Source organism: Flavobacterium sp. GQ95 (assembly GCF_059758655.1).
The window spans coordinates 17,673-33,778 of sequence record NZ_JCAXEB010000012.1; the positions used below are offsets into that span (position 1 = coordinate 17,673).

At 32.0% G+C, this 16,106-nt stretch carries 17 protein-coding genes; 10 read left to right on the forward strand and 7 right to left on the reverse strand.

The genetic code is table 11. The features are described from left to right. Positions 1-103: 103 nt before the first annotated feature. The 9 genes from porQ to rpsA all read left to right on the forward strand — a co-directional run bounded on the left by porQ (position 104) and on the right by rpsA (position 8,940). Positions 104-1,123 (forward strand): type IX secretion system protein PorQ, encoded by a 1,020-nt coding sequence (gene porQ, locus AC6CH4_RS20275; RefSeq protein WP_498106179.1) that lies wholly within the window; start codon positions 104-106, stop codon positions 1,121-1,123. A gap of 9 nt (positions 1,124-1,132) precedes the next feature. Beyond that, positions 1,133-1,732 (forward strand): murein L,D-transpeptidase catalytic domain-containing protein, encoded by a 600-nt coding sequence (locus tag AC6CH4_RS20280; RefSeq protein WP_498106181.1) that lies wholly within the window; start codon positions 1,133-1,135, stop codon positions 1,730-1,732. A gap of 50 nt (positions 1,733-1,782) precedes the next feature. Further along, positions 1,783-2,385 carry a murein L,D-transpeptidase catalytic domain-containing protein gene (locus tag AC6CH4_RS20285; protein ID WP_498106183.1) on the forward strand — a complete coding sequence of 201 codons (603 nt, stop codon included), beginning with the start codon at positions 1,783-1,785 and terminating at the stop codon, positions 2,383-2,385. A gap of 45 nt (positions 2,386-2,430) precedes the next feature. Beyond that, positions 2,431-3,123, forward strand: a complete 693-nt coding sequence (gene cmk, locus AC6CH4_RS20290; protein ID WP_498106185.1) for a (d)CMP kinase — start codon at positions 2,431-2,433, stop codon at positions 3,121-3,123. A gap of 68 nt (positions 3,124-3,191) precedes the next feature. Next, on the forward strand, positions 3,192-4,568 hold the full coding sequence (locus AC6CH4_RS20295; protein ID WP_498106187.1) for a nucleoside permease: 1,377 nt from the start codon (positions 3,192-3,194) through the stop codon (positions 4,566-4,568). 120 nt (positions 4,569-4,688) lie between these two features. Then, entirely contained in the window at positions 4,689-5,021 is a 333-nt protein-coding gene (locus tag AC6CH4_RS20300) for a type II toxin-antitoxin system RelE/ParE family toxin (protein ID WP_498106189.1), read from the forward strand. A gap of 10 nt (positions 5,022-5,031) precedes the next feature. After that, entirely contained in the window at positions 5,032-5,361 is a 330-nt protein-coding gene (locus AC6CH4_RS20305) for a helix-turn-helix domain-containing protein (RefSeq protein ID WP_498106191.1), read from the forward strand. A gap of 321 nt (positions 5,362-5,682) precedes the next feature. Next, positions 5,683-6,747: a YncE family protein gene (locus AC6CH4_RS20310; RefSeq protein ID WP_498106193.1), complete on the forward strand. Its 1,065-nt coding sequence runs from the start codon at positions 5,683-5,685 to the stop codon at positions 6,745-6,747. Between the two features lie 411 nt (positions 6,748-7,158). Then, positions 7,159-8,940: a 30S ribosomal protein S1 gene (rpsA, locus tag AC6CH4_RS20315; RefSeq protein WP_026984997.1), complete on the forward strand. Its 1,782-nt coding sequence runs from the start codon at positions 7,159-7,161 to the stop codon at positions 8,938-8,940. A 267-nt stretch (positions 8,941-9,207) separates the two neighbouring features. Here the strand turns inward: rpsA and AC6CH4_RS20320 are convergent, their stop codons facing one another. From AC6CH4_RS20320 to AC6CH4_RS20330, 3 genes are read right to left on the reverse strand one after another with little or no spacing between them, the layout of a single operon-like run. Then, positions 9,208-9,747, reverse strand: coding sequence for an ExbD/TolR family protein (locus AC6CH4_RS20320; RefSeq protein ID WP_498106195.1), 540 nt, complete (start codon positions 9,745-9,747; stop codon positions 9,208-9,210). Positions 9,748-9,760: 13 nt separating this feature from the next. Continuing rightward, positions 9,761-10,282: an ExbD/TolR family protein gene (locus AC6CH4_RS20325; RefSeq protein ID WP_498106197.1), complete on the reverse strand. Its 522-nt coding sequence runs from the start codon at positions 10,280-10,282 to the stop codon at positions 9,761-9,763. Between the two features lie 13 nt (positions 10,283-10,295). Beyond that, positions 10,296-10,814, reverse strand: a complete 519-nt coding sequence (locus AC6CH4_RS20330; RefSeq protein WP_498106199.1) for an ExbD/TolR family protein — start codon at positions 10,812-10,814, stop codon at positions 10,296-10,298. Positions 10,815-11,026: 212 nt separating this feature from the next. Here AC6CH4_RS20330 and AC6CH4_RS20335 point away from each other — a divergent pair, with 212 nt between their 5' ends. Continuing rightward, positions 11,027-11,581, forward strand: coding sequence for a fasciclin domain-containing protein (locus AC6CH4_RS20335; RefSeq protein ID WP_498106201.1), 555 nt, complete (start codon positions 11,027-11,029; stop codon positions 11,579-11,581). Between the two features lie 71 nt (positions 11,582-11,652). On the opposite strand, the gene AC6CH4_RS20340 is transcribed toward AC6CH4_RS20335, so the two are convergent. The 4 genes from AC6CH4_RS20340 to AC6CH4_RS20355 all read right to left on the reverse strand — a co-directional run bounded on the left by AC6CH4_RS20340 (position 11,653) and on the right by AC6CH4_RS20355 (position 16,105). Beyond that, positions 11,653-12,498, reverse strand: a complete 846-nt coding sequence (locus AC6CH4_RS20340; RefSeq protein ID WP_498106203.1) for an EamA family transporter — start codon at positions 12,496-12,498, stop codon at positions 11,653-11,655. 106 nt (positions 12,499-12,604) lie between these two features. Next, positions 12,605-12,745, reverse strand: a complete 141-nt coding sequence (locus tag AC6CH4_RS20345) for a hypothetical protein (protein ID WP_056191105.1) — start codon at positions 12,743-12,745, stop codon at positions 12,605-12,607. 87 nt (positions 12,746-12,832) lie between these two features. Continuing rightward, positions 12,833-14,272: a serine hydrolase gene (locus AC6CH4_RS20350; RefSeq protein WP_498106206.1), complete on the reverse strand. Its 1,440-nt coding sequence runs from the start codon at positions 14,270-14,272 to the stop codon at positions 12,833-12,835. Between the two features lie 75 nt (positions 14,273-14,347). Then, positions 14,348-16,105 carry a M56 family metallopeptidase gene (locus AC6CH4_RS20355; RefSeq protein WP_498106208.1) on the reverse strand — a complete coding sequence of 586 codons (1,758 nt, stop codon included), beginning with the start codon at positions 16,103-16,105 and terminating at the stop codon, positions 14,348-14,350. Position 16,106 lies beyond the last annotated feature (1 nt).

The window sequence follows — 16,106 nt, forward strand, 5'->3', positions numbered from 1 at the left end:
ATTTTTTTTATTGGAATTTATTTAAGGTTTAATTTTATTTTTGCTGTTATATAATTTTATATTTGTATTTACGTTATTCCCATATAGGAATCGCCCCAAAAGCATGTTAAAACGATTTGTTTTACTTTTTTTTATCTTGATTTGTTCGATTTCCTACGGGCAAATTGGAGGGCGCTACACCTATCAATTTCTTAATCTGACCTCGTCACCAAGGCAGGCAGCGTTAGGAGGAGAAAACATAACAATTTATGATGAAGACGTTAATCAGGCAATGTCAAATCCTGCAGCCTTAAATGAAGATATGGACAATCATTTAGCAATGAATTACGGGAGTTATTATGGTGAGGCTTCTTATGGAACCGCTTCATATGCTTATACTTATGACAGGCATGTGCAAACTTTTTTTGCGGGTGTGAGTTATGTTAATTACGGAACCTTTGAAGGTTATGACGAAAATGGACAGGCAACTTCAGATTTTTCAGGTAGTGAAGGTGCACTTTCTCTGGGTTACGCCTATAATATTCCTTTTACTGACGTTCATATTGGGGTAAATGCCAAGTTAATAACTTCGACCTTAGAAAGTTATAATTCTGTTGGTGGAGCAATTGATGTGGGAATTATGTATCAAATTCAAAAAAATAATGTAAATTTGGCCGTAGTATTTCGAAATGTTGGGACACAGTTTACTACTTATTCAGGAATACAAGAGAATTTACCGTTTGAAATCATTGCCGGTGTTTCGCAAGAATTAGAACATGTTCCGCTTCGATGGCATCTTTCATTAGAAAATTTGCAACAATGGAATATCTCTTTTTCTAATCCGGTTCGGGGAGAATCCAATATTGATGGTACAATAAGTGAGGAAAAAGTTTCCTTTGTAAATAACGCTTTGAGACATACTGTTATTGGTCTTGAACTTTTCCCGGGAAGAGCAGTCAATTTGCGATTAGGTTACAATTTTAGAAGGGCAGAAGAACTGAGAATTGATGAACAGCGTAATTTTTCGGGGATTTCTTTAGGTTTCGGTTTAAAAATGAACCGTTTAAAATTTAATTATTCATATTCACGATATACTTTGGCAGCCAACACGAGTCTTTTTGGGCTAATTTTAAACTTTCAATAGGTAATATTTATGAAGCTATTTTATCTAATTCTATTTTTTACAGCAGGTCTTTTTAATACCTCAAATCTTAATTTTAAAGATGAATCCCTTAGTGAAGTTGAAATTGAAAGAATCAACTATCACGTAAATACAGTAAGAGAAATGGTTTATGCCGGTCCTCAATACAATACTAAAATTGCTTTTTTAGTTGATATGAGAATCAAATCCGGAAAAAACAGATTCTTTGTTTATGATCTGGTAAATAATAAAATTTTAGATCAGGGACTTGTAGCTCACGGATCTGGTTCTGAAACCGGAATTAGAGGAGAACTTAAATTTAGTAATACACCAAATTCTAATTGCACATCTTTAGGTAGATACTCTATCGAGAAATGCTACAAAGGAATATTCGGAAAAGCTTACCGATTAAATGGATTAGATGAAACAAATAATAACGCTTTAAAAAGAGCTATAGTGCTGCATCATTATTCTGCAGTTCCACTTGAAGAGCAGGAATATTATATTTCGAATAGCCACGGTTGCCCAATGGTTAATGAAGAATTCTTTAAAAGAATCGAAAAAATAGTTGATAATTCTAAATCAAAAATTATACTGGATATCTATTATTAAGCAAATAGTAACCATGTAATTTTAACTTTTATATCTAATACAAGTATCATATGAAGAAGATCTTTATCGTTTTTCTTATGATACTTTTTGTTTTTATAGGCTATAAAATTATTTGGAAAGACAAAAGAAATAATTATTCTGTTACTTCGACAATAGATAGTAAACAAATCAATGAAGTAAAGAGGTTAATAGAAAGCAATTCAAAATATAATAGAAGATTTGCATTTTTTATTAATATGAAAGTACCTTCCGGAAAGAATCGCTTTTTTGTTTATGATCTGAAGACTGATAAAATTATTGATAAAGGCTTAGTTGCTCATGGTTCTGGCTCAGAGACAGGAATTAAAGGGAAATTAAAATTCAGTAATATTCCAAACTCATTAAGTACTTCGATTGGGAAATATTATATCGGAAATTCTTATCAGGGAAAATTTGGAAAAGCTTATAAGCTGTACGGATTAGATCAAACTAATAGCAACGCATTTAAGCGTGATGTTGTTTTTCATTATTATTATGATGTTCCATATAAAGAGCAAAATGGGTATATTTGCAATAGTTTTGGTTGCCCTATGGTTAACAGAAAATATTTTGATCGAATGTCTAAAATAATAGACAATTCTGAATCAAATATTCTCATGAGTATTTATTATTAATAAGGTTCTGAAACTGAAAGATATTAAAATTTAAAATTTAAAAAATTGGAAAAAATCACCATTGCTATCGACGGATTTTCATCGACAGGAAAGAGTACCTTGGCAAAACAATTAGCAAAAGAGTTAGAATATGTTTACGTTGATACCGGTGCTATGTATCGCGCAGTGGCCTATTTTGCTATGCAGAGTCAACTTATTGGAGCTGACTTTTTTGATAAAAAAACTTTAATTGAAGCTTTGCCAAATATTCAATTGGAGTTTAAGTTTAATTCTGATTTAGGCTTTGGCGAAATGTATTTGAATGGTGAGAATATCGAAAAACAAATTAGAACTATTGAAGTTTCTAATTTTGTAAGCAAGGTGGCAGAAGTTTCTGAAGTGCGTTCTAAACTTGTAGAACAGCAAAAGGAAATGGGAAAAAACAAAGGCATCGTTATGGACGGAAGAGACATAGGGACAGTAGTTTTTCCTGATGCTGAACTTAAAATATTTATGACTGCCAGCGCTGAAACCCGTGCGCAAAGACGTTTTGATGAGTTGCAGCAAAAAGGTGATAATGTTTCTTATGAAGAAGTTTTGAAGAATGTTGTAGAACGCGATCATATAGATACGCATCGCGAAGATTCTCCTTTAGTAATTGCCAATGATGCTATAGAAATTGATAATTCTTATTTAACACGAGAAGAACAATTTACAGCTGTTTTAGAATTAGTGAATGATGTTGTTAAAACAGCATAATTTTTTGCAGATATCATTTTTAATGGTAGTTTTACCGCTTCATTTTATTTAAAAGACAATTTCATCATATGGGAATTAAAAACAGATTGATCGTAATGAGTTTTCTTCAATTTTTTGTTTGGGGAGCGTGGCTTATTACAATTGGAAATTATTGGTTTGGAACTAAAAATTGGGAAGGAACCCAATTTGGTCTTGTTTTCGGAACCATGGGAATTGCTTCTTTATTTATGCCTACTTTAACAGGTATTATTGCTGACAGATGGGTAAATGCTGAAAAATTATATGGTACTTTACATATTTTATATGCAGTAGTTTTATTTGGAATTGCGCAAATAACTACACCAGATAACTTTATTTATGTGATGTTCGCAGCAATGTGTTGTTATATGCCAACAATTGCTTTAAGTAATTCTATTTCTTATACTTCATTAAAGCTTAACGATAAAAATATAGTAAAAGATTTTCCACCCATTCGTGTTTGGGGAACAATTGGTTTTATTGTCGCGATGTGGATCACGAATTTAAGTGGAAGCAAAGCAACGGAATATCAGTTTTATATTGCCGGAATTGGTGCTTTAATTCTTGGAATTTATGCTTTTACATTGCCAAAATGTGAGCCACAGCGTTTGACTAAAGAAAATGCTTCTTGGGTAGAAACTTTTGGTTTAGAGGCTTTTAAATTATTTGGGAATTACAAAATGGCTTTGTTTTTTGTTTTCTCTATGTTTTTAGGAGGAGCTTTACAGTTGACAAACGCTTATGGTGATGTTTTTCTTGATGAGTTTAAACATTTTCCAAAATACGCAGATTCTTTCGTAATCAAATATTCGACTATTATTATGTCGATTTCTCAGGTTTCTGAAACCTTATTTATTTTGGCAATTCCGTTTTTCTTGAGACGATTTGGAATCAAACAAGTAATGTTGATTTCTATGTTAGCTTGGGTATTGCGTTTCGGGTTATTTGCTTTTGGAGATCCTGTTGGCGGATTATGGATGATTATTATGTCTTGTATCGTTTACGGAATGGCATTTGATTTCTTTAATATTTCGGGTTCATTATTTGTAGAAAGCAATACCGATTCTAAAATACGTTCATCGGCACAAGGTTTGTTTATGATGATGACTAATGGAGTAGGAGCTGTTTTAGGGAGTTTAACTTCAGGTTGGGCAATTGATCGATTTTTTACCAAATCGTTTAGTAATACAATTGAGTTATCTGGATTTTTGCAAACCGAAACTACAAATCCTAAAATGTTAGAATTTGTAAAAGGACAGGGAAATTCTATTTCTGCAGAAGGAATTTTCAGTAATCCTATTTTAATGAAAGACTGGCATACGATCTGGTTGTCATTTGCAGCTTATGCTTTGGTTATTGCAATTGCTTTTGCTGTTTTGTTTAAGCATAAACATGATCCAAAGGAATTGGAGAATTTGAGTCATTAAAAAAAAGTTTTTTCAAGACTTTTAGTTTTGAAAAATTAAAATAAAAATTTTTAACCAACATAAAAATACCACAAAAGTTTCTAAATTTAGAAACTTTTGTGGTATTTTTGTTATATCTGAATGAAATATTTTGAAACAAAATTTTTAAAAGAAGCAGATGAATTTGTGTCACGACTTGATAAAAAAGCTATCGCAAAACTATTGTATAATATTGATTTAGCAGAAAAGAATCACGGTCCTAGATTGTTTAAAAAACTGAGAGGCGACATTTGGGAATTTAGGGTGAGATTTAGTAGTGTTCAGATTAGATTATTAGCATTTTGGGATAAAACGGATAATAAGCAAACTTTTGTTATTGCAACTCATGGTTTTTTGAAGAAGGTAGATAAAGTTCCTTTAGATGAGATTGAAAGAGGAAAGAAAATAAGAATTGATTATTTTGAAAATAAATAAAAATAAGATTATGAAAAAAAAGAAGGTAATTACATCGTATTCTCTTTCTGAAATGAAAGATCGATATATTGGAGAGATTGGTACGGCAGAAAGAGATCAATATGAATATGAACTTAATATGGAGATCTTAGGAAGAATGATTAAAACTGCCAGAAAAGAAAGGAATCTTACTCAGGAACAATTGGGAGAATTAATTGGAGTCAAAAAAGCCCAAATATCTAAATTAGAAAGTAGTACAAATAGTGCTACAATAGATACAATAATCAAAGTTTTTAAAGCATTAAAAGCTGAAATTAGTTTTAATGTAAAAATTGAAAATCAGAATTTACAAGTTTCTTAATTAATAACAATTTTGAATTTTAGAAACGAATTCTACATAGAGTAAACCCGATAGGTTTTTAAAAACCTGTAGGGTTTGTTGTTTTCTGTCGTATTGTGTTTCAAATAAAAACGATAACTTAGTATTTCATTTTAAGACTTTAATGATGCAGAAACTTAGATTATTTATTTTGTTTTTGATTGGAATTTCTGGTTTTGCGCAAACTAAGGTTTTGTATGATCAAAGCATAGAAGCTTATAAAAACAAAGATTATGTTTTGTTTTTAAAATTGGCGAAACAATTGGATAGTATCCGGCCAATGCATCCTGCTTTTACTTATAATTGGCATCGGCCTATTCTTTGAATGGTAAAAGTGAAGAGGCTTTATCGGTTTTAAAAAAGATTGTTCTGGCAAATAACACTATTGTTTTTGAAGACGATACTGATTTTGAATCTATTAAAAACGAGAAAGATTTTAAAGATTTACGGACATTGAAAGTTTTACAATCAAAAACAGCTGAAACTTCTGTGGAGAAAATAAGTCTTTCTGAAAAAGATCTTCATCCGGAGGGATTACTTTATTTGCAGAAACACAAAGTATGGCTGGTATCGAGTATTCGGAATAAAAAGATTGTTTCTTTTGATGAAAATGGAAAATGTTCTGATTGGTTTACGGAATGTTCTTATTCGGTTTTTGCTTTAAAAACAGATTCGGATGAAAAATATATTTGGGTTGCCTGCTCAGCGATTCCTGAGATGAAAGGTTTTTCTAAAGAAATGAATGGAAAAAGCGAAATTCTAAAAATTGAAATTGCCACGAAAAAACTAGTCAAACGTTATACTGTTGATGGAAATCATGTTTTTGGAGATTTAATTGTGACTAAAAATAATGAGGTTTATGTTTCAGATAGTGCTGAACCGATTATTTATAAAGTTGAAAAAGAGAATTTGGTTATTTGGAAAGATTTGAGGACAGAGGCTTTTAATCTGCAAGGAATTGCTTTGAATAAAAAGGAATCTAAATTGTTTGTTGCTGATTATTTGAAAGGGATTATTTCAATTGATATAAAGTCACAAAAAGGAAACTGGCTGGAATTTTCGGAAGAAACTTCTAAAAAAGGAATTGACGGATTGGCTTTTTACAATAATTCGTTAATTGCGATTCAGAATGGAGTAGTGCCGATTCGGATTGTACGTTATGATCTGAATGAAGCTGAAAATGAAATAATTGGTTTTAAGGTTTTAGATAATAACAGGAAGGAATTTAATGAACCTGCATTGGCAACTTTGGTTAAAAACAAAATGTATTTCTTTGCTAATTCGCCTTGGAAATTTTATGATAAAGATTTTCAATTGGATGAAAGTAAATTTGAAAATCCGAAGTTGTTTGAACTTGAGCTACAGTAAATCTTTGCCAAAGTTTTAAACTTTGACAATGATAGTTGCGCATAGTAAACCCGACAGGTTTTTTAAAATCTGTCGGGTTTGTTTTTAATCGAAAGTAAAAGGGCTTAAAAACTACTATTCGTTCTTGTCTAGCCCCGATAGAAACGGTATCCTTTTTTGCTTTTTCTGCAAAAAAGATACAAGCGGATAGCGGGACTGAACGTCTTGAAAAGTCTGAAATCGTCTGCTCCTGAACAATTGGCTGATAATCATTTAGAATTGTTTTGCTATTACAAATATTTGTATTAATTTTGCAAACCTTTTGGCAAAGAAGAGTTTCCTTTAGGTATCAACTATTTATGTAAAACAACTTCTGTTTTTTCTACTGCTTTATGAAACTCGAGGAAAACAGAATACAAATTTTTTATCAGCATGTCTGAACAATTAAAATCACAAGAAGAGTTTTTAGCAAATTTTAACTGGCATAACTTCCAAGAAGGAATTGATGCAGTAGATGAGAAAAACTTACAAGAATTCGAAGAACTAGTTTCAAAAACTTTCATCGCTACAGATCAAGAAGAAGTAGTTGAAGGTGTAGTTGTTAGAATTACAGATAGAGACGTTATCGTTGATATCAATGCAAAATCGGAAGGTGTTATTTCTTTAAACGAATTCCGTTATAACCCGAACTTAAAAGTTGGTGACAAAGTAGAAGTATTAATCGACATCCGTGAGGACAAAACAGGTCAGTTAGTATTATCTCACAGAAAAGCACGTACTATTAAATCATGGGATAGAGTTATTTCTGCAAACGAAACAGGAGAAATCGTTAATGGTTTTGTAAAATGCAGAACTAAAGGTGGTATGATCGTTGACGTTTTTGGAATTGAAGCTTTCTTACCTGGTTCTCAAATTGACGTTAAGCCAATTAGAGACTACGATGTATACGTAAACAAAATGATGGAATTCAAAGTGGTAAAAATTAACCACGAATTCAAAAACGTTGTTGTATCTCATAAAGCGCTTATCGAAGCTGATATCGAAGTACAGAAAAAAGAAATCATCGGTCAATTACAAAAAGGACAAGTATTAGAAGGTGTTGTTAAAAACATTACTTCTTATGGTGTGTTTATTGATTTAGGTGGTGTTGATGGATTAATTCACATTACTGACCTTTCTTGGAGTAGAATCAACCATCCAAGTGAAGTTCTTGAATTAGACCAAAAATTAAACGTTGTAATCCTTGATTTCGATGATGAGAAAACAAGAATTCAATTAGGATTGAAACAATTAAACGCTCACCCATGGGATGCTTTAGATGCTAATTTAACTATTGGTGATAAAGTAAAAGGTAAAGTAGTTGTAATCGCTGATTACGGTGCATTTATTGAAGTTGCTGAAGGTGTTGAAGGTTTAATCCACGTTTCTGAAATGTCATGGTCAACTCATTTACGTTCTGCTCAGGATTTCGTAAAAGTTGGAGATGTTGTTGAGGCTGTTATCTTAACTTTAGATAGAGATGACCGTAAAATGTCATTAGGTATCAAACAATTGACTCAAGATCCATGGACTGACATTACTTCTAAATACCCAGTAGGTTCTAAACATACAGGTATCGTTAGAAACTTTACAAACTTTGGTATTTTCGTAGAATTAGAAGAAGGAATTGATGGATTAATTTACATCTCTGACTTATCTTGGACTAAGAAAATTAAACACCCATCTGAATTTGTAAATGTTGGTGAGAAACTTGATGTAGTTGTATTAGAATTAGATGTTGAAGGACGTAAATTATCTTTAGGTCACAAACAAACTACTGCTAATCCTTGGGATCAATACGAAGATTCTTTCGCTGTAGGAACTATCCACAATGGTGAAATTTCTGAAATCGTTGACAAAGGAGCTACTGTAGAATTCGGAGATGATATCGTTGCTTTCATTCCTACTCGTCACCTTGAAAAAGAAGACGGAAAGAAATTGAAAAAAGGTGATACTGCTGATTTCAAAGTAATCGAATTTAACAAAGAATTCAAAAGAGTAGTTGCTTCTCACACTGCTATCTTCCGTGAAGAAGAAGAGAAAAACGTGAAAGCTGCAACTGAAAATACTTCATCTAACTCTTCTAACACAAATGCACCAGCTGCAACTTTAGGAGATAACAATGATGTATTGGCTGCATTAAAAGCTAAAATGGAAAAAACTGAGAAAAAATAATTCTTAAGTTTCCTCTAAATAGAAAGTCCCACAGTAATGTGGGACTTTTTTTATGTTCTTTTGTTTCAGGTCTTGTTTGTTTCAAGTTTCAGGTTTGTAAGTTTGAACGGAGTCTAGAACTTAATTTAATTGAAGTTTGATTTTTAATTTGGAGCTATTTCCAGCTATCATTCCAAATCTTTTATGCCTCCCGGAGCCTCGGGACCGGCACAAAAAGATTTTCCCTTCTATCTGGACTAGGGGCAGTCGTTTTCAAAAGTAGTTTGATTATTTTACTGCCAATAATTTTGATTCTTCGGGAGTAAATTCATTGACAATTGCATATGTACCAATTTGTGCAATTGCCATTTCATCTAAAATATCCACCAAATTTTTAAAATTTGATTTTTTGCTCGGTTTTATAATTACAATTGGACCGTTTCTCGGTCTTCCAATTTTAGCAGAATATTCCCGAATAATTTTATTTTTAATTGCTAGTTCTTTTCTGATTCCATTTTTGCCGTAGTTTAAAATTTTAGGATTTTCTAACGAATAAAATAAAGGCCCGGAATAAGTAACTATTTTATCATTATCATCGAGTAAAATAGTTATTAAACGATCGTCAGCTCCTAAACCACAATGTATGACGTGACTCCATTTGTCTTCGTAATATTTTTCAGGTAAACTTAAATCCATCACTTTCGGCTTTGCCAACTCAATTGTAACCATAAAAAATATAATTAACAAAAACGAAACGCTGACCATTGCAGTTAAATCGACTCTCGTGCTTAATTTTTTACTTCTTACTTTTTTAGGTAGATTTTCCATGGTTTTAAGGTTTTTATTTAGAAGCTAATAATTTTGATTCCTCTAGGGTATATTCATCTACAATTGCATAGTTGTCAATTTTTGCAATCTTCATTTCATCTAAAATATCAACTAGGTTTTTAAAGTTGCATTTTTGACTTGGTTTTATAATAATGATTACACCACTTTTTGGTTTTCCTACAGATGCCATATATTCAGTTACTTCTTTCTTTTTTAGAAAAATTTCTTTTCGAATTTCATTTTTTCCAAATTCGATTTTCTTCGCTGTATCGAGATCAAATTCTAATATCCCTGAATAAGTTACCATTTTATCATTTTCATCCAATAAAATTGTATACAAACGATTTCCTCTAACACAACCACCGCAACCACCACGCTCTTTATCTGGTAGTCCTAAGTCAAAACCTTTCGGCTTGGCCAACTCAATTGTCACCATAAAAAATATAATCAGCAAAAATGAAACGCTGACCATCGCAGTTAAATCGACTCTTGAATTTAGCTTTTTACTTCTTACTTTTTTAGGTAGATTTTCCATGGTCTAAAGTGTTTTATTTTGGAGCTAATAGTTTTGATTCTTCTGGAGTAAATTCAGGCACGATTGCATAAGTATCAATTTTAGTAATTGCCATTTCGTCTAAAATAGCAACTAAATTTTTATAGGTTGATTTTGCACTAGGTTTTATGATTACAATTAGTTTGTTAGATTTAGGAACTTTGGACGAATTTTTAAGTATATTTTTATTCTGCAGAGTTAATTCTTTACGTATTCCTTTTTCGCCATATTTTGTTTCTTTCGGTGAAATTACTGGAGAATATAAAGATCCTCTATAATATATTATTCTGCCATTTTCTCCTAGTAATATAGTAATTGTATTGTTTTCGTCAAGTTTTGAATGCGTTATATTTTTACTTGTTTGAGGTAAATTTAAAGTCATTACTGTCGGTTCCGATAATTTTGCAATCACTATAAAAAACACTAAAAACAAAAGACAGATACTGGCAAGGGTAATTACAATAACTTTTATTGTTCTATTTTGACTTTTTGTTTTCTCCTGCAAATTTTCCATATATAAATTTATTTGTTATGAAAGTTAGTAATAAAAGTAATACAATAAGATTATCGATTTGAAAAATATTTAAAAATAAATTCACGAATTAATATGTTGTTTTACAGGAGTTTTTGAAGTTTTTTCAAAGGTTTTAAATCTTTTTTAAATTTTACATAAAAACTAAATCGAAAAATATCCCGTAAATGAGCTTATAACTTAAAATAGAATTTATGAAAACTAGAAATTTTTTAGCCGTAGCAATCTTAACACTTGGAATTGCATTTACCTCATTTGCACAAAAAACTGTAATGGTTGGTGGAGCTGCAATGTATCCTAACAAAAATATTGTTGAAAATGCTTTAAACTCAAAAGATCACACTACATTGGTAGCTGCTGTAAAAGCTGCAGGTTTAGTTGAAACATTACAAAGTAAAGGACCGTTCACCGTTTTTGCACCAACAAATGCTGCATTCGATAAATTACCTGCTGGAACTGTGGAAACATTATTAAAACCAGAGAACATCAAAACATTGCAAACGATCTTAACCTATCATGTTGTTGCAGGGAAGATGAACTCTTCTGACATTGCCAAAGCAATTAAAATGGGGAAGGGAAAAGCAACTCTTAAAACTGTAAGTGGCAGAATTTTAACTGCCTGGATGGATGGTGCAGCTCTTTACATTAGCGACGAAAGCGGTAACAAATCTAAAGTTACAATTGCAGATGTTAATCAGTCAAATGGAGTAATTCACGTTGTTGATACCGTTTTATTACCAAAAATATAATACTTATTGAAATCCCAAATAGTAAAAATTCCAAATTCCAATTTTAAATCGGAGTTTGGAATTTTATAGCTTTATCGTTTTGAAGTTAAAGTCGAGCCAGCCGAAGCGATAACAACACAGACAACGGCAAGAATTTCATAAAAATTTAGATTTTCCTGCAAAAATATAAAAGCACAAATTGCTGCAGCTGCAGGCTCTAAGCTCATTAAAATACTAAAAGTACGTGGGGGAAGCTGACCTAATGCTTTCATTTCTAAAGTAAACGGAATAGCACTAGACAAAAGAGCTAGTGCAGCTCCCATACCTAAAAATTTTGGAGTAAGATTGGCTAATCCGTTTTCGTAAAAGCCAAACGGTAATATTAAAATTGCAGCAAATAACATTCCTGTAGCAACTGCTTGTCCATCGTGCATAATTTTAGAAATTTTTCCGCCCAAAATAATATAAGCAGCCCAAAGCGCACCAGCTAAAAGAGCAAAAAAGACTCCTAGTAAATCTACTTTGTCGTTTGACCATGGAGCAATTAAAACGATACCTAAACCGGCCAGTAATACCCAACAATAATCTATTAAACGTTTTGATCCAATTATAGCTAACAATAATGGGCCCATAAATTCTAAAGTTACTGCCAGACCAATCGGAATTCTTTCAATAGCTAAATAAAACACTAAATTCATGGCGCCTAAAGTCAAACCATACGGAACTACAATTTTCCATTGATTGGGAGTGATTTGCTTTAAATTTGGTCGGTATGCTAAAAGTAAAATTATAGCTGAAATTCCAATTCTTAGAGAAGCTGTTCCCGCAGCTCCAATTGCCGGAAATAGCGTTTTGGCAATTGCTGCACCACATTGTACACTGATAATAGATAATAGTACTGCAGGGACAGGAGGAAGGTTGAATTCTTTATTTTTCATGAGAAATTGAAATGGACTGCAAAACTACGAAATAAGTTTTGAAGGATCCATTTCTGCTCTATTCAAATAAAAAATAAGCAGAAAAGAATATAAAGAGTTGTTTTAACTATTCCAAAGCACGTTTTGTCACATACGCACGATAGCCAATAATAGCCATTTGCCATTTTTTTGCTTTTGAAATGTCTAATCCTTGTTTGGTAAAACTTGGTAAAAGGATTTTATTTATTTTGGCCAAAATTTTAAACATAGCAGGTTTGTTTTTTTCAAAGATATAAAAAAAGACTTAGTGGTTGGCAAAGTCTTTTTTGAAGTGTTTTTTAACTGAAAATTTATGTCATTCAATAACTAAAAGCAAGTTTTGATCTGGTCCTTTTTCTATATTTAAAGCATTTTTAGGCGCTTCAATCCAGCCAGTTTTGTTAATTACAAATTTGAACATTTTAATTTTATCATTTTCAAACTGTTTTTTGGGAAGAGAAAGTTCAAAAGTATTCTTATTTTTTCGAATCATTTGGTAATTATTATCATTTGGATTCCAATTATCAAAAGAACCTGCTATTGATACGCTTTTTACTAAATCGGAATTGAGCGACTTATCATGTTCATAAGAAAAAACAACATTTTTATTGACGATTTTATACCCGTAAATTTCTTTTTTAGAGTCATTTTTAGACAGTAAAACTTGTGATAAATTTACAACGGCAGCCCCTAACGCATTTGCAGTTTTTTCACTGCTGATATTTACAATGATCGAAATTCCTAAACTACGTTCTGGATAAATCAACAACATATTTTGTGTCCCGAAAGCTCCTCCATGTTTCCAGCAATTTCTACCATTATCATCTACCTGAATATTATCCCAGAAATAACCGTTCCAATCGGTATCAGAATTTAAAAGATTTCTTTGCGATTCCACAACTAATTTATTTTTGATATCTAATTCAAAAGCAATGAATTTCGTCATGTCATCTAAAGTAGATTTTAGATATCCTGCGGCACCCCAAAGGTTATCAGACAAGTTCGGCATCAATTTGTTATTACCGTTATAACCATTGGCAATAGCAGTGTTTTTATCCACAAATAATTGTGTTGATTTCATATTCAGTTTTGCTATAATATTTTCTTTTAACAAAGCTTCATAACTTTTATGATATACATTTTCTAAAATGTGCGCTGCTAACTGAAGACTTCCGTTACTGTATTTAAACTTCGTTCCTGGTAAAGTGTCCAATTGAATCGTTTTTAAATCTGAGAAGAATTTTTCTCTGGAATATGTCTCATCCATTTTTTTAAAACCAATATAACTGCTGTCACTTGGATTTTTTCTAAATTCGGAATTGTCGGGTAAATCTTTATTAAAACCAGTTCTGAAGGAAACTAAATCTTTAATTTTTATTGGGTACCCATGATATTCTAAATTAGGATAGGAACCCGTAATATATTTTCTGATGTCATCATCGGCCTTTATTTTATGTTCGACGACTGCCTGGGCCATTAATAATCCGGTAAATAATTTGGTGATTGACGCCACTTCAAAAACGGTATTGTTTTTTGCCTGATTACCTTTTTCTTTGTCTATTTCGCCATAGTGCCTGGTATAAGTTTTACCGTCTTTTACAATGCCAATAGATGCAGAATTTGCTTTTGAAGTTTCTAATAGCTTTTTAGCGGTGTTGTCCATTAATTCCAGGATTTCTTTTTCCGAAATTGTTGCCCGTTGTGCCCAACATGAAAAAGTAAAGAATATAAGCAGTACTAAAATTATTCTTTTCATTTTATAGTATATTAGATTTATCAAAAAAACCAGTGTTTTTTGTACACTGGCTTTGTTTTTTTAAATTTTTAGAAATTAGGATTTTTTACTTTCTTTCTCCATCTTCTTCATCTCTTTTTCATAAGCCTTCATGTCCTTTTCGTATTCTTTCATGCTTTTTTCATACTCTTTCATGTCTTTTCCAACCGTTTCTTCTATGTACTTGCCATACTTTTCCATCTCAATACTGAATTTTTCCATGGCAATTTCATACTTTTCCATATCCTTACCATATAGCGCTTCGTGTTTAGACATGATTTCATCAACTTGTTTTTCATAAGCAGAAAGAGTTGGTTCAAAAGTTTCCATTTTTTTCTCAAATTCGGACATATCTTTTTCAAATTTAGCCATAGCTACTTTATCTCTTGGATTTGCCGGTGGTGCTGGCGCTTTAGGCATTTTGGACATGTCTATAGTTGGTAACTTTGGCATTGATCCGCCAGGAAAAGCGGGTGCGATAGGTGCAGCCGGAGGAGCTATTGAACCAACTCTAACAGGTGGAGCTGGTGGTGCAGGTGGTACAACAGTCATTCCATTATCTGGATCGTTTACTTCATCAACATCTGCGATGTGATCTTGAAGCATCATTGAGTTGTTTGTGTCACCATCTGTAACAACGCCAATTTTTTTGGCATTATTATCGTCGGTTGATACTACCAGACCAAAGCTTTTTATTGCTTCATCTCCATCGATTTGAATGGTTTGAACTTCTTGAGCCCCTTTTTTAATATTCATTTTAATGGCCGTCAATTCCTTATCTGTGTTTCTTTTTACATTCGATATAGCAACATCAAAATCATGGTTTTGCTTTATTTTTTCAGCGATTACTTTTAATTCCTGATCTGTTGTTGTTTTTTCGATTTTGTAAACATCATCTGAAGTATTTTTTTGAGAAACTTCCTGATTTTCTTTTCTCTCCTGCGCAATGATTTCTATTTGAAATAAAAATACAAATGCAGCAAGTGCTGGAATTATGGTACAATACTTCCAGTAATTTGTTTTTTTTGATTGATTTTTGTTTAACATGACAATTCGTTTTTTGATTAATGATTGATAAAAATGATTGGTGATGGCAACACAGTTTTCATGCGTTGTTATTTTTAAAAGCGTGTATTGATACGCTTTTTTGTCAGATATTTTTTTGGCGGCTTCATTATCAGCAATAAATTCAAGGTTTTGTAGAATTGCTTTTTTGTACAACCAAATAATTGGATTGAACCAAAAAAGAACACAAAAAATCCTCGAAATAATGACATCAACGGTATGATTTTGATCGCTATGCACTTTTTCGTGCTCAATGATACTTTCTAATTCTGATGCCGTAAACATTGATGAGTTGTAAACGATATAATCAAAATAAGAAAATGGAGCAATGTTTTCCTCAATATCTATGAATTTAAAATCTTCTTCTCGCTGTACTTCTTTACCTTTTAAAACGGAATTTAGACTGTAAAAATCAGCAGCAAATTTTATAATAAGGGCTAAAAATCCAATACCGTAAATAGCAAGTGCAACATAATCCCAATTGATTTCAAAAGATTCTTCCGGAATAGTAGTATAAGTATGTGGAATATAACCCGCAGCATAATTCATAACAGGCGTTGGAGCAGGGTCGACCCATACAATTTTAGTATAAACCACAAAAGGCAAAATTACTGATGTAACCAAACCGGCCAATAAAAACCATCTGTTACTATTGAAGAAAGTCTCTTTTCGAAGTAGGAAAAAATAAGCGAAATAAAATAGTACTAATAATCCACTTGATTTTGCGATAAAGATAAAAAGTGCTTCCATA